Here is a 14,058-nt window from a genome sequence, read left to right on the forward strand (position 1 = left end):
GCGTGGGGAGAGAAGGCCGTGCACCGCAGCGCCGGCCGCCGAGACAGGCAGTCTAGGAAGGCATGCGTGCGCAGCGGTATCCCGGATCGGCAATCCGGACGCGCACGCCCGCCTCAGGCGTCATGCCACTGCGCCGCCCGCGGCGTCTGCGACGGCAGTTCGCCGAAAAGCTCCTGGTATTCCGCTGCGAAATGGCTCAGGTGGAAGAAGCCCCACTGCCCCGCCGCGTCGCCCACGGTCAGGTCGCCGGCACGGCTGCCCATGAGGGCGCGCCGCACGCCGTTCAGGCGCACCGAGCGCAGGTAGCTCAGCGGCGTGGTGTCCGCCACCGCGCGAAAGCTGTTCTGCACCGTGCGCCGGCTGACCTGAAGACGCTCGCACAGCTCCATCACGCTGGGCGCGCTCATGGTCTCGGCCATGGCCATCCGGTGGCACTTCTCGACGATGAAGTCCTGGGTGGAACTGCCGCTGCGCTGATGCCGGTCGCATGCCGGGTCCATCACCAGCCGCAGCAGCTCGTCCAGCAGCGCGTGTTCCAGTTCGTCCTGCCGCGCGGCCGTGCCGCTCATCTCGTCGTTGACCAGGGCCTCGGAGAATATCGCCAGCAGGCGCTGGCGGCATTCGACGAAGCGCTGCGCCGGCACCTTGATGACGGGCTGGCGCAGCAGCCGGGCGATCTCGTCGGCGAATGGCACCTCCCGGAGCGTGGCGTCGAAGAAGGCTCGGTCGAAGGCGATGGACAGAAGATCCATCCCGGTAGGCATGTGGCACATGAACTCCTCGCCGCCGCGCAGGAAGTACAGGCTGCTGCCGTCCGCGTCGCGCCCCTGCATCCGGACGGTGCCCGGCATGGAGATCGGGACTGCGAAGCACACACTGTCGCGGGGTGCTTCTCCCTGCTGCACAACGCGCTTGTTGATGCGCTCGCGAAAAGCGTGGCAGTGTTCGCTGGACAATTGCTGCAGCGAACTCTCCAGTGCGCCGGCCGCGAGCTGGCTGTACAGCAGCTGGCTCCAATGAGCGACTGATGCGGCATGCGCATGCACGTCCTGGAAGTGGCGGATGCTTCGGTTCATGTTGCGGAGTCCTCGATCGGGAAGGGCTGCGTCAATCAGCAAATATGCATTTTTCTCAAATAGGAAAAATTCTGCATTTTTCATGCCCGCCGCCCGACAGGGGAAACCCGATAGATAAGTACTTGGAATTCTTGAATTTTCACGCCTCTGCCTGCCGCGAATGGTGGCTTCCTGCTTGCTCCATTTGTTCAGAGCAACAATCGTGCACAGATTCGACACGCCAGCCGCACCCTTGCGGTGCACACGTGCCGCGCACCGTTGCTGATTTGGGCTAACGCCGGACGGCGCCCTCCCGGACACTGCGGCCGCTCGAACATCCGCAGACACCATGACCCAGAACCTGAAGCATTTCATCGAAGGCGCCCACGCCGAAGCCTCCGACGGCGCACGCATGCGCCTTGTCAGCCCCGTGGACGAACATGAATACGGCAGCGCCGCCCGCGGCACCGTCGAAGACGTCGACCGCGCCGTGGCCGCGGCCCACGCCCAGCTCGAAGGCGGCGCCTGGAGCCGGCTGCACGCGGGCCAGCGCGCCCAGCTGCTGCTTCGCCTTGCCGACCTGGTCGAGCGCGACACGGCCCTGCTTGCCGACATGGACGCCAACGCCATCGGCCGCTCGCCGATGGAGCCGCGCATGATGGACGTGCCCAACGCCGTCGCCAACCTGCGCGCGGCCGCCGGCTGGACCAACCAGCTCGAAGGCCGCACGGTGCCCACCGGGGGCTACATGGGCACGCCCACGCTGTCGTACACGCTGCGCGAGCCGGTAGGCGTGGTCGGGGCCATCGTGCCGTGGAACTCGCCGCTGATGATCACCGTGTGGAAGCTCGCCGCCCTGCTGGCCGCCGGGTGCACCGTGGTGGTCAAGCCCGCCGAGGAAACGCCACAGTCCGCCCTGCACCTCGCGCGGCTGGCGCAGGAAGCGGGCTTTCCCGATGGCGTCATCAACGTGGTGACCGGCTATGGCGACGTGGTGGGCCGCGCGCTGTGCGAGCACCCGCTGGTCGCCAAGATCAGCTTCACCGGCAGCCCCGAGGCCGGCCGCGCCATCCAGCGCATCGCCGCGCCGCTGTTCAAGCGCGTCACGCTGGAGCTCGGCGGCAAGAGCCCGCAGATCGTGTTCGACGATGCCTCGTTCGACGACGCGCTGCGCGGCTGCGCCATGGGCCTGTTCGTCAACCAGGGGCAGGTGTGCGCCGCCGGCTCGCGCATCCTGGTGCAGCGCAGCCTCGCGAAGCCTTTCGCGCAGGCGCTGGCCGAGGCCGCCCGGGCGGTCACTGTCGGCGACCCGCGCCAGGCCGGCGTGCAGATGGGGCCGGTGGCCAAGAAGGCGCAGTTCGAACGCGTCAACCGCTACATCCAGCTCGGCCTGGACGAAGGCGCGGTGCTGCTGGCCGGCGGCGTCTCCCGGCCCGAGAAGGGCTGGTTCGTGCAACCCACCATCTTTGCCGAGGCCACCAACCGGATGACCATCGCCCGCGAGGAGATCTTCGGGCCGGTGGGCACCGTGATTGCGTTCGACACCGAGGAAGAAGCCATCGCGCTGGCCAACGATTCGTCCTACGGGCTGGCGGCCACTGTGTGGACCACGCAGCTCGCGCGGGCGCACCGCGTGGCCGCGCGCGTCAAGGCCGGTGCCGTGGGCGTCAACTGCTGGAGTCCGCTGGACGCCAACCTGCCCTGGGGCGGCCTCAAGAACAGCGGCATCGGCCGCGAGGGCGGGCTGCCCGGCGCGCTGGCGTACACCGAGGAGAAGGTCGTCACCGTCCTGCTGCCGGCCTGAGGCCCGGCCTCACAATGCACCAGACAAGGAATCCTGACATGGGTTGGCGCAACACGATCGACGCCTGGGGCCGGGCCTCGATGCTCTTCCACTGGGCCACGGCCGCGGCCTTCATCACCGCCTACGTGGTCGTGTACTACGTGATCTGGTTCGTCGATCCGCAGACCAGCATCAAGCCGGGGCTGTTCGGCACCACGCCCAATGCGGAGCGGGTGGTGCCGCTGCTCAACATCCATTGGGTGCTGGGCCTGTCCATCGGCTTCCTCACGCTGCCCAGGCTCGTGTGGCGCATCGCCGGCGGCGTGCCGCGGCATGTCGCCGGCTCGCGCCTGGAGCGTCTGTCGGCCGACGCGGCGCACTGGGCGCTCTACGCCATCCTGATCCTGATGCCGCTGTCGGGCTACATGACGACCTACGACCCGACGGACTTCGGGCTGTTCGTGGTCCCGGCCTGCCGCGATACCGCCATCGCAGCCGCGATACGCGGCGCCTTCGGCCTTTCCGTGGCGCAGCTGGAAGATGCGGCCTGGGCGGTGCACAGCTTCATCGGCGCCTGGCTGGCCTGGCCGCTGGTGGTGCTGCACATCGGGGCCGCGATGCTGCACCACTTCGTGCGCAAGGACGCCGTGCTGCGCCGCATGCTGCCGCTGCGTCGCAGCACCGGCTGATCCACGCCCCTCCGTTACCCGACCCGCACCACGACGCACCGCATCGCGGTGCGTTGCGGCGTGGTGCGGCCATGCCAGAAGCGGCGCGACGACTTACCTGCAAGCAGATGCCGATCTCGGATAACGGCCGGCCTCGCCTCCCTCCGATAGTCCAAAGACCCCACTGCCGGTTGGTAAAGCGGGCATCGGCGCAGCCCGGTCACGGTCCGGGCGATCCGGATCCACACACCTCGCCTCTTCATCTTTCAGGAGTTCCCATGACCCAGCACTGTGCAAGAACCCTTCGCCCCCTCGCCCTGGCGGCGGCCCTCGCCGCCGGCCTGCTCTGCCCCGGCTTCTACGCCATGGCCGCGCCCGACGCGGCCCAGCTCGACAAGCTCACGCCCTCGGGCGCCCAGCGCGAGGGCAACGCGGACGGCAGCATTCCCGCCTGGCAGGGCGCGGAGCCGCCGCTGCCCGGCTGGGAATGGGGCAAGCTGCGGCGCGACTTCTGGAAGCACAAGGACGAGAAGCCGCTGTTCACCATCGATGCCGCCAACGTCGACAAGTACGCCGACAAGCTCTCGGCCGGCCAGGTCGCCATGCTCAAGCAGCGCAAGGACTACCGCATGGACGTCTATCCGTCGCACCGCACCTGCGGCGTGCCGGACTTCGTGGCCGCCAACACGCGCAAGAACGTGGGCACCGCCCGCCTCAACGACGACGGCTGGAGCCTGAAGGAGGCGACCGTGCCGGGTTATCCGTTTCCGCTTCCCTCCAATGGCGTGGAAGCGATGTGGAACTCCAAGATGCGCTACCGCGGCGTGGGCGTCGACTACAAGGGCACCATCACCGCCGTCTCGCCGCGCCGCGGCAGCACGGAGTGGATCCGCGCCGACTCGGAGCAGACGGTGTTCATCCCCTCGGGCGCCAAGGGCTCGCAGCAGCTGTCCTCGCTGCCGCCGGTGGAGTTCTACGTGTACTTCGGCTACACCGCGCCCGCCGCGCTGGCCGGACAGGCCCTGGCGATCACCCAGTACCTGAACCAGGCCGAGAACGAGACCTTCTACTACTTCCCCGGCCAGCGCCGCGTGCGCCGCATGCCGACCTACTCGCACGACTCCCCGCAGATCGGCATGGAGAACCAGTACACGCTGGACGAGCCGCAGGTCTTCAACGGCGCGCTCGACCGCTTCGACTGGAAGCTGGTGGGCAAGAAGGAGATCTACGTTCCCTACAACGCCTTCGGCGCCTACGACTTCAAGGCCAAGTTCGAGGACGTGGCGCGCGACGACTTCATCGCGCAGTCGCATCGCCGCTACGAACTGCACCGCGTGTGGGTGGTGGAAGCCACCGTCAAGGCCGGCATGCGCCATTCGGCGCCCAGGCGCACCGTCTACCTCGACGAGGACAGCTGGGCGCCGCTGCTGATGGACGACTTCGACGGGCAGAACAAGCTCGCCAAGATGCGCGAGGGCTTCCTCATCCCGGTGTACGAGACGGGCTCGTGCGACGCGATGGCCATGGTGCAGAACAACCTGGCCGAGGGCCGCTACGTCTTCGACACGCACACCGTGGGCGTCGGCAAGGACATCCGCTGGTTCACCGAGCCGACCGGCCCGCGCATGCGTTCGGGCTTCTTCACGGCCGACAACCTGCGCGCCATCAGCGAGCGCTGAGCGCCGCGCCCAGAACGACGACAACAAGCCCCGAGGAGAAGAACCGATGAACTTCACCGCCCGCCCCTCCAGCACCTTCGCCCGGCTGAGCGCCGTGCCCGCCGCCTGCCTGCTCGCCGCGACCGGAGCCGCCCATGCCTTCACCTTCGAGACCGACAACGTGCGAGGAAGCTTCGATTCCACGATCACCATCGGCACCGGCATCCGCGCCAAGGACCCCTCCTGCACGCTCGTCATCCAGGGTGCGGTGGGCGTCGGAGCGCCCGCGGGCTGCCTGGCGCCGACTTCGTCGATGGGCGACCAGGGCAACCTGAACTACCGCAAGGGCGATGCCTTCACCACCTACGTCAAGGGCAGCCACGAGCTGCTCCTGAAGATGCCCGACGACATCACCTTCCTCGGGCGGGTGAACTGGATCCGCGACCTCACGGCCACCCAGACCACCGGCTACACCAGCGCCGCCGCGCCGCAGTACCTGCCCGGCGGCCTGGCCAGCGACGCGCGCAGCGACCTGCGCTTCAAGGCCCGACTGCTGGACTTCTGGGTGAGCAAGAGCTTCCAGCTCGGCGGCGAGACGGCGCGCGTGCGCGTGGGCAACCAGGTGATCAGCTGGGGAGAAAGCCTCTTCCTGCCCGGCGGCATCAACGCGACCAACGCCCTGGACATCATGCGGCTGTCGCAGCCGGGCACTCAGCTGAAGGAGGCGGTGCTGCCCGCGCCCATCGCCAGCTTCGCCACGGGCCTGGGCCACGGCCTCAACTTCGAGGCCTACGTGCAGTCGCGGTGGAACGGCAACTACATGCCGCCCACCGGCTCGTACTGGTCGGTGGCCAACGGCATGGGCAAGGGCCACGACGCCTACGGGCTGATCCAGACGAAGCCGAAGAACGGCGGGCAGTGGGGCACCGCCCTGAAGTGGCAGCCCGAAGGCACGCAGCTGAACCTGGGCGCCTACGTGATGAACTACAACGACAAGTCGCTGAACTTCAGCACCAATGCGGGCGGCACCGGCCGCCCGGGCTGGGCCTACCCGGAGAACCGCCGCCTCTACGGCCTGAGCGCCAACATGCCGGTGGGCGACTGGTCGGTGGGCACCGAGCTGTCGTACCGTCCGCGCGACGCCGTGGCGCTGAACCCGGCGGCCAGCGGCTGCTCGTTCAACCACGGCAACTGCTGGGTCGACGAGAAGAAGCTGCAGTGGCACCTGACCGGCATGCTCAGCCTCACGCCGAACAACGCTGGCGGCGTGCTGCGCGCCCTCGGCGCGGACACCGCGACGCTGATGGCGGAGGCTGTGGTCGTGCGCTATCCCAACCTCAAGAAGTACTACGGCTCCGATCCGATCGCCGCGGGCGCTTGGGGCTGGGGCCAGGAGTTCAGCGCCGCGGGCACGCCGCAGCCGGTGGGGTCCAAGACGGCGTGGGGCTACAACCTGGACTTCAGCTGGGTCTACGACGGCACGCTGATCCCCGGCTGGCAGGTGATTCCCGAGGTGTATTACTTCCAGGCCGTGAAGGGGCGCACGCCCAACGGCGCGGGCCAGTTGATGGAGGGCGCCAAGTCAGTCAACCTGGTCGTGACCTTCGTGCAGAACCCGGCGAAGTGGCAGGCCTCGATCAACTACGCGGCCTTCTTCGGCGGCAAGAGCGTGTTCGACCAGCCCTATCGCGATCGCAACTTCGTGGGCCTGACCCTGTCGCGCAACTTCTGACCCGGCGCGCCGTGCACCGCCCGCACGGCGGTGGCGGCGCCGCCTGCTGAAAGCACTCCGTGTCCGATCCCAATCACGACCCCGCCTCCGCACCTGTTCCTGCCCAGGCCTCCGCGCTGCAGCGCGCCGTGCAGCGCCTCGAGGCCTTCTGCTTCTCCCATCGCCGCGGCATCCTCGTCGCGCTGGCCTTGTTCACGCTGGCCATGGCGTGGTTCGCCGCGCAGCTTCGAATGGATGCCGGCTTCGACAAGCAGATGCCCTCGGGCCACGAGTACATCCAGACCTTCCAGGCCTACCGCGAGGACGTGCTGGGCGCCAACCGGCTCAACTTCGTGGTCAGGGCCCGGCACGGCACCATCTGGACCGCACCGGCCCTCAAGCGCCTGTACGAGGTGACCCAGGCCGTCACCTACCTGCCGGGCATCGAGCGGCTGGGCGTGCAGTCGATGTGGACGCCCAACAGCTTCGTCAACGAGATCACCGAGGAAGGGTTCCGCGCCGATCCCCTGATAGACGCCACCATCACGCCCGATCGGCTCACGCCGGAGATCATTGCCGGCATCCAGCGCGCGGCCGCGCAGGGCGGCTTCATTGGCACGCTGGTCTCGCGCGACCAGACCAGCGCGATGGTCACGGCCGAGCTGGCCGAGTACGACGCGCAGGGCCGCAAGCTGGACTACGTGGCCTACAACCACCTGCTCGAAGAAAAGATCCGCGCCCGCTTCGAGGACGGCGATTTCGAGGTCCAGATCATCGGCTTCGCCAAGCAGATCGGCGACATCGCCGACGGCGCGCAGTCGGTGCTCAAGTTCTGCCTGGTCGCGCTGCTGCTCACCGCCGGGGCGGTGTACTGGTACTGCCGCTCGGTGCGCTTCACGCTGCTGCCCATCGCCTGCTCGCTCGCCTCGCTGGTGTGGCAGTTCGGCACGCTGCGGCTGCTGGGCTTCGGGCTCGATCCGCTGGCGGTGCTGGTGCCGTTCCTGGTGTTCGCCATCGGCGTGTCGCACGGCGTGCAGCAGATCAACTACATCGTGCGGCGCATCTCGCAGGGCCGCACGACCTACGAGGCCTGCCGCGACAGCTTCGGCGGCCTGCTGATTCCCGGCACGCTGGCGCTGGTGACGGCCTTCGTCTCCTTCGTCACGCTGCTGATGATCCCGATCCCGATGGTGCGCGAGCTGGCCATCGCGGCTTCCCTGGGCGTGGCCTACAAGATCGTGACCAACCTCGTCATGCTGCCGGTGGCCGCCTCCTTCTTCGAGGTGAGCCGCGACTTCGCCGACCAGGCCCTGCTGCAGCGCGAGCGCCGCTCGGGCTGGCTGCGCGTGCTGGCCCGCGTGGCCCAGCCTCGCACGGCGGCCGCGATGCTGCTGGTCACCGCGGCAGTATTCGCCGCCGCGGTGTGGCAAAGCCGCGACCGCGTGGTCGGCACCTTGCAGCCGGGCGCACCGGAGCTGCGCGAGGACGCGCGCTTCAACCGCGACGCCGCGTCCATCGCGCGCAACTTCGACACAGGCCTGGACTGGCTGACCGTCGTCTTCGAAGCGCCGCCCGAGAGCTGCGCGAACGTGAACATCGGGCTCTACCAGGACCGTTTCGTCTGGGCGATGCAGCCGGTAGAGGGGGTGCTGTCGATCTCGTCGTACGCCGGACAGCTGCGGCTGTACAACGAGGGCTACAACGAAGGCAACCCCAAGATGGCCGTGGTGCCCATCGATGCGGCCAACTACGCCGCCCTGTCCACCGAGATCGCCCGCATCCGCGGCACCATGCGCAAGGACTGCAGCATGACGGCGGTGAACCTCTTCCTGACCGACCACAAGGCCACCACCATCCAGCGCGTGATCGACGCGGTGAAAGCCTTCCGCGACGGCCATCCCATGCCCGGCGTGAACATCCGCCTGGCCGCCGGCAATGCCGGCGTGCTCGCGGCCATCGACGACGAGGTCGAGAGGAGCGAGCTGCCCATGATGCTGTACGTGTACGCGGCCATCGTGGTGCTGGTCTTCCTGGTCTACCGCGACCTGCGCGCCGTGGCGGCCTGCTGCCTGCCGCTCACGGTGGGCACCTTCATCGGCTACTGGTTCATGAAGGAGCTGCAGATCGGCCTCACGGTGGCGACCCTGCCGGTGATGGTGCTGGCGGTGGGCATCGGCGTGGACTACGCCTTCTACATCTACAACCGCCTGCTGATGCACATGGCCGCGGGCCAGTCCATCGTCAAGGCCATCGAGCACGCGATCCTGGAAGTGGGCACGGCCACCATCTTCACCGCCATCACGCTGGCCGTGGGCGTGGCGACCTGGTCGTTCTCGCAGCTGAAGTTCCAGGCCGACATGGGCAAGCTGCTGGCCTTCATGTTCATGGTGAACATGGTGATGGCGATGACCGCCCTGCCCGCCATGGCGGTTTGGCTGGAAAGGCTCTTCCCGCGCCGCAAGCCGGTGCGGGCGACAGGGCTGCAGCACCACTGAACTCCATCCCACGATCGAAGATGAAATCGACTTCCCTCCTTGCGCGCACGGCGTTGGCCGGCGCCCTCGTTTCACTGTCGCTGGCCTGCGCGGCACAGGCTCAACAGGCCCCTGCTGCCGTCGATGGCGCACCGGTGCTGGTTCCCGCGGTTCGCGCCGCGCATGCCGCCCGCGCCACCATGCTCGCCAGCACTCGCGCAGGCGAGCGCATCGTCGCCGTGGGCGACCACGGCGTGGTGCTGCTGTCGGACGACGGTGGCCGCAGCCACCGCCAGGCGCGCCAGGTGCCGGTGGACGTGGCACTGACCTCAGTCTCCTTCATCGATGCCCGGCAGGGCTGGGCCGCGGGCCACTGGGGGGTGATCCTGCACACCACGGACGGCGGCGAGACCTGGCAGGTGCAGCGCAGCGACGCGGCGCACGACCGGCCGCTCTTCGCGGTGCACTTCTTCGACGAGAAGCAAGGCGTGGCCGTGGGCCTGTGGTCACTGGTGTTGCGCACCGACGATGGCGGCGCCCACTGGCAGTCCGTCGAACTGGCGCCGCCGCCGGGCGGCAAGCGCGCCGACCTCAACCTCTTCGGGCTGTTCGCCGACGCGCGCGGCCAGCTGTTCGCGCCGGGCGAGCGCGGCATGGTGCTTCGCTCGGGCGACAAGGGCCGCAGCTGGAGCTACATGCCGACCGGCTATGCGGGCTCTTTCTGGAGCGGCATCGCGGGCCCCGGTGGCACCTTGCTGGTGGCGGGGCTGCGCGGCTCGATGTACCGCAGCCTCGACGACGGCGGCAGCTGGCAGCGCGTGGATACGCACACGGAGTCGTCCATCACCGCGCTTGCCGGCGCCGGTTCGAAGATCGTGGCTGTCGGACTCAACGGACTGGTGCTGAACAGCGAAGACGGCGGTGCGAGCTTCGCCGCCAGCACGCGCGAAGACCGCCTGCCCCTGACCAGCGTGGTGCTGGACGGCCAGGGCCACGCGGCGATGTATTCGCGCCAGGGCGTGGTGGCTCGTGCGGGCGACAAGGATCCGTCAGCGCGCTGAGCGCCACGGACCCGGCAAGAACGCAGGCTACTGGCGGAACACGCCCTCGGCGGCCGTCTCGGCGAGCGCACGTCGATCGCTGGGCGCCTCGAGCTTGCGCACGCCGTCTGGCAGCACGGCCGGATCGCCCTTCCTGCCCACGGCCACGACCGTCTCGATGGCATAGCCCTGCGGCAGCTGGATGGCCGTGCGCAGCTTCTCGGCGTCGAAGCCGGCCATCGCATGGGCCGACCAGCCCGACAGCGTGGCCTGGAACGCGAGGCTGGCCCAGGCGGCGCCGGCATCGAAGGAATGCCACTGGTTGGGGGCCGCCTCGGTGCGACCCGGGAACAGGGCCTCGCGCTGCGAGACCACCACCACCAGCGCGGCGGCGCGCTTCGTCCACATCTGGTTGAACTCGACGAGGCTGTCGAAGATGGGCTGCCACGCGGGCGTATCGCGTCGTGCGTAGATGAAGCGCCAGGGCTGAACGTTGTACGCCGAGGGCGCCCAGCGGGCCGCCTCGAGCAGGCTCATGAGCGCGGGCTCGGCGATGGTTTCTTCCGCGAAGGCGCGTGGCGACCACCGGTTGGTGAACAGCGGATCGATGGGGTGGGTGGATTGGCGGGGATTGCTCATTGAAGACTCCAGGTGGGAACGATGAAAGATGAAAGAAGGTGCGGCACGGCGGTGCCGCGCGGAGGTACGCAGAAGTGCGCCGCGAAGATGCGGCGCGAGAAACGCGAAGACGCCTCAGCCGGGCATCAGGCGATGCCGGCCATGTTGATGTACTTGATGACCAGGTAGTCCTCGATGCCGTGGCGCGAGCCCTCGCGGCCCAGGCCGGACTGCTTGACGCCGCCGAAGGGCGCGACCTCGTTGCTGATGAGGCCGGTGTTGACGCCGACCATGCCGTACTCCAGCTGCTCGGCCACGCGCCACACGCGGCCCAGGTCGCGGGCATAGAAGTAGCTCGCCAGGCCGAACTCGGTGTCGTTGGCCATTCGCACGACCTCGGCTTCGTCGCGGAAGCGGAAGAGCGGCGCAAGCGGGCCGAAGGTTTCTTCGCGCGCCACCGTCATCGCCTGCGTCACGCCGGTCAGCACGGTGGGCTCGAAGAAGCTGCCTCCCAGCGGATGGCGGCGCCCGCCGCTGAGCACCTGCGCGCCCTTCGCCACCGCATCGGCCAGGTGCTCCTCCACCTTGCGCACGGCGGCCTCGTCGATCAGTGGGCCGATGCGCACACCCTCCTGGTCGCCGTGGCCCACCTTCAGCGCACGCAGTGCCTCGGCCAGCTTCTGCGCGAAGGCGTCGTAGACGCGCTCGTGCACATAGAGCCTGTTGGCGCACACGCAGGTCTGGCCCGCGTTGCGGAACTTGGCCACCAGCGCGCCTTCGACCGCCGCATCCAGGTCCGCGTCCTCGAAGACGATGAAAGGCGCATTGCCGCCCAGTTCCATCGACACCTTCTTGACCGTGGCCGCCGTCTGCTGCATCAGCAGCCGGCCCACTTCGGTGGAGCCGGTGAAGCTGAGCTTGCGCACCACGGGGTTGGTGGCCAGTTCGGTGCCGATGTCGCCGGCGGAGCCGGTCAGCACCGACAGCACGCCCGCGGGCACGCCGGCGCGCTCGGCCAGCACCGCCAGCGCCAGGGCCGTGAGCGGCGTCTGGCTCGCGGGCTTGACCACCATCGTGCATCCGGCCGCGAGCGCGGGGCCGGCCTTGCGCGTGATCATGGCCGCGGGGAAGTTCCATGGCGTGATGGCGGCGCACACACCCACCGGCTCGCGCACGACCACGATGCGCTGCGAGGCCACGGGCGAAGGAATGGTCTCGCCATACACGCGCTTGGCTTCTTCGCCGAACCACTGGATGAAGGAGGCCGCGTAGGCGATCTCGCCACGCGCCTCCGCCAGCGGCTTGCCCTGCTCGGCCGTCATGATGCGGGCCAGGTCTTCCTGGTTCTGCAGGATGAGTGCGTGCCAGCGCGCGAGGATGGCCGAGCGCTCGTGCGCGGTGCGGCGGCGCCATTGCGGCCAGGCGGCATCGGCCGCTTCGATGGCGCGCCGCGTGGCGCTGGCGTCCAGCCGGGGCACGTGGGCGATCAGTTCGCCGGTGGCGGGGTTGGTGACGGCGATGGTCCGCTCGGCGGATATCCATTCGCCCGCCACCAGGCATTGCTCGCGCAGCAGGGAGGGGTCGTCGAGTTTCAGCATGAGGATCGAGTTCAGATCTGGGTGATGAGCTTGGTACTGAGAAAACTGTCGAAGGACTCGGTGCCGCCTTCGCTGCCGAAGCCGCTGTCCTTCACGCCGCCGAAGGGCAGCTCCGGATGCGCCATGCCCGAGTGGTTGATGTTCACCATGCCGGCTTCGAGGCCGTCGCCCACGCGGGTCGCGGTCTGCAGCGAGCGGGTGAAGACGTAGCTGGCCAGGCCGAAGGGCAGCGCATTGGCCTGCTGCAACGCCTCGTCGACGGTGTCGAAGCGCGACAGCGCGGCGACGGGGCCGAAAGGCTCTTCATGCATCACGCGGGCATCGGCGGGCACGTTGGCCAACAGGGTCGGCGCATGGAAGTGGCCTTCGGCTCCAATGTCCCCGCCGATGCGCCCACCGCCCGTCAGCAGCTCTGCGCCGCGCGCGCGGGCGTCGTCCACCAGTGCCCGCACGGCCTGGTAGCGGCGCTCGTGGATCAGCGGGCCCATCTGCACGCCGTCCTCCAGGCCGTGGCCCACCTTCACCGCCCCCAGCGCATCGGCGAAGGCGGCGGCAAAGCGGTCATGGACGCCCGACTGAACGTGGAAGCGCGTCGGCGACACGCAGACCTGGCCCGCGTTGCGCGTCTTCAGCCGCGCCAGCAGCGCCACGGCCGCGTCGACGTCGGCGTCGTCGAAGACCAGCACCGGCGCATGGCCGCCCAGCTCCATCGTCATGCGCTTCATGTGCTGGCCGGCCAGCGCGGCCAGTTGCCGGCCCACGGGCACCGAGCCGGTGAACGAGACCACGCGCACCAGCGGCGACTCGATGAGCTGGCGCGAAATCTCCGCCGGCACGCCCCACAGCAGGTTGAACACGCCCGCCGGCAGGCCGGCGTCGTGGAAGAGGCGCGCCATCGCCACCAGCGCGCTGGGCGACTCCTCCGGCCCCTTGAGCACGATGGGACAGCCGGCCGCGATGGCGGCCGCGGCCTTCTTCATCGCCTGGCCGAAGGGAAAGTTCCAGGGGCTGAAGGCGGCGCACACACCGACCGGCTCGCGCACCACCAGCTGGCGCACGCCCGGCTGACGCGCGGGCACCACGCGGCCGTAGACGCGGCGGCCCTCCTCCGCGTGCCACTCGACGTGCTCCGCGGCGTTCAGCACCTCGGCCACGGCGTCGGCCAGCGGCTTGCCGTTGTCCAGCGTCATGGCGTGGCCGATCTCCGGCGCGCGCTCGCGGGCCAGCGCGGCCACACGGCGCAGCAGGTCCGAGCGCTCCAGCGGCGACACGCGCCGCCAGCCCGCGAAGGCCGCATGAGCGGCCTGCACCGCGGCCTCGACGTCTTCGGCTTCAGCCCACGGAAGCAGGCCCAGCGGCTGCAGCGTGGCGGGATCGTGCACGGCGTGAGTGCGCCGGCCCTGCGCGTCGATGAAGCGGCCGGCGATGTAGAGCGAGAGTTCTGGGTACATGG

10 protein-coding genes are annotated in these 14,058 nt (G+C 69.1%); 6 read left to right on the forward strand and 4 right to left on the reverse strand.

Annotation, left to right across the window (positions count from 1 at the left end):
• Positions 1-113: 113 nt before the first annotated feature.
• Entirely contained in the window at positions 114-1,076 is a 963-nt protein-coding gene (locus QMO14_RS02460; RefSeq protein ID WP_301504090.1) for a helix-turn-helix domain-containing protein, read from the reverse strand.
• A 328-nt stretch (positions 1,077-1,404) separates the two neighbouring features.
• Between QMO14_RS02460 and QMO14_RS02465 the strand changes: the two genes are divergently transcribed.
• The 6 genes from QMO14_RS02465 (at position 1,405) to QMO14_RS02490 (ending at position 10,410) form a co-directional block, all read left to right on the forward strand.
• Positions 1,405-2,859, forward strand: a complete 1,455-nt coding sequence (locus QMO14_RS02465; RefSeq protein ID WP_301504092.1) for an aldehyde dehydrogenase — start codon at positions 1,405-1,407, stop codon at positions 2,857-2,859.
• Between the two features lie 38 nt (positions 2,860-2,897).
• Positions 2,898-3,527 (forward strand): cytochrome b, encoded by a 630-nt coding sequence (locus QMO14_RS02470; RefSeq protein WP_301504093.1) that lies wholly within the window; start codon positions 2,898-2,900, stop codon positions 3,525-3,527.
• A gap of 257 nt (positions 3,528-3,784) precedes the next feature.
• Positions 3,785-5,185, forward strand: a complete 1,401-nt coding sequence (locus tag QMO14_RS02475; protein ID WP_301504095.1) for a DUF1329 domain-containing protein — start codon at positions 3,785-3,787, stop codon at positions 5,183-5,185.
• Positions 5,186-5,231: 46 nt separating this feature from the next.
• Positions 5,232-6,896: a DUF1302 domain-containing protein gene (locus QMO14_RS02480; RefSeq protein WP_301504096.1), complete on the forward strand. Its 1,665-nt coding sequence runs from the start codon at positions 5,232-5,234 to the stop codon at positions 6,894-6,896.
• A 59-nt stretch (positions 6,897-6,955) separates the two neighbouring features.
• Complete coding sequence (locus tag QMO14_RS02485) at positions 6,956-9,370, forward strand: RND family transporter (protein WP_301504097.1); 2,415 nt, start codon at positions 6,956-6,958, stop codon at positions 9,368-9,370.
• 20 nt (positions 9,371-9,390) lie between these two features.
• A complete protein-coding gene (locus QMO14_RS02490; RefSeq protein ID WP_301504099.1) occupies positions 9,391-10,410 on the forward strand; it encodes a YCF48-related protein in 1,020 nt (339 codons plus the stop codon).
• A 27-nt stretch (positions 10,411-10,437) separates the two neighbouring features.
• Here QMO14_RS02490 and QMO14_RS02495 read toward each other — a convergent pair whose 3' ends face one another.
• The 3 genes from QMO14_RS02495 to QMO14_RS02505 form a co-directional block, all read right to left on the reverse strand.
• Positions 10,438-11,028, reverse strand: coding sequence for a nitroreductase family protein (locus QMO14_RS02495; RefSeq protein WP_301504101.1), 591 nt, complete (start codon positions 11,026-11,028; stop codon positions 10,438-10,440).
• Between the two features lie 125 nt (positions 11,029-11,153).
• Positions 11,154-12,605 carry an NAD-dependent succinate-semialdehyde dehydrogenase gene (locus tag QMO14_RS02500; RefSeq protein ID WP_301504103.1) on the reverse strand — a complete coding sequence of 484 codons (1,452 nt, stop codon included), beginning with the start codon at positions 12,603-12,605 and terminating at the stop codon, positions 11,154-11,156.
• Positions 12,606-12,616: 11 nt separating this feature from the next.
• Positions 12,617-14,056, reverse strand: coding sequence for an NAD-dependent succinate-semialdehyde dehydrogenase (locus tag QMO14_RS02505; RefSeq protein WP_301504105.1), 1,440 nt, complete (start codon positions 14,054-14,056; stop codon positions 12,617-12,619).
• Positions 14,057-14,058: the final 2 nt, after the last annotated feature.

The sequence above is a fragment of the Variovorax sp. CAN15 genome (assembly GCF_030462475.1).
Lineage (GTDB): Bacteria > Pseudomonadota > Gammaproteobacteria > Burkholderiales > Burkholderiaceae_C > Variovorax.

Bases quoted from the DNA above. Each gene is read 5' to 3' on its own strand.
- QMO14_RS02460 (WP_301504090.1), bottom strand. From the start codon at position 1,076: ATGAACCGAAGCATCCGCCACTTCCAGGACGTGCATGCGCATGCCGCA.
- QMO14_RS02465 (WP_301504092.1), top strand. From the start codon at position 1,405: ATGACCCAGAACCTGAAGCATTTCATCGAAGGCGCCCACGCCGAAGCC.
- QMO14_RS02470 (WP_301504093.1), top strand. From the start codon at position 2,898: ATGGGTTGGCGCAACACGATCGACGCCTGGGGCCGGGCCTCGATGCTC.
- QMO14_RS02475 (WP_301504095.1), top strand. From the start codon at position 3,785: ATGACCCAGCACTGTGCAAGAACCCTTCGCCCCCTCGCCCTGGCGGCG.
- QMO14_RS02480 (WP_301504096.1), top strand. From the start codon at position 5,232: ATGAACTTCACCGCCCGCCCCTCCAGCACCTTCGCCCGGCTGAGCGCC.
- QMO14_RS02490 (WP_301504099.1), top strand. From the start codon at position 9,391: ATGAAATCGACTTCCCTCCTTGCGCGCACGGCGTTGGCCGGCGCCCTC.
- QMO14_RS02495 (WP_301504101.1), bottom strand. From the start codon at position 11,028: ATGAGCAATCCCCGCCAATCCACCCACCCCATCGATCCGCTGTTCACC.
- QMO14_RS02500 (WP_301504103.1), bottom strand. From the start codon at position 12,605: ATGCTGAAACTCGACGACCCCTCCCTGCTGCGCGAGCAATGCCTGGTG.
- QMO14_RS02505 (WP_301504105.1), bottom strand. From the start codon at position 14,056: ATGTACCCAGAACTCTCGCTCTACATCGCCGGCCGCTTCATCGACGCG.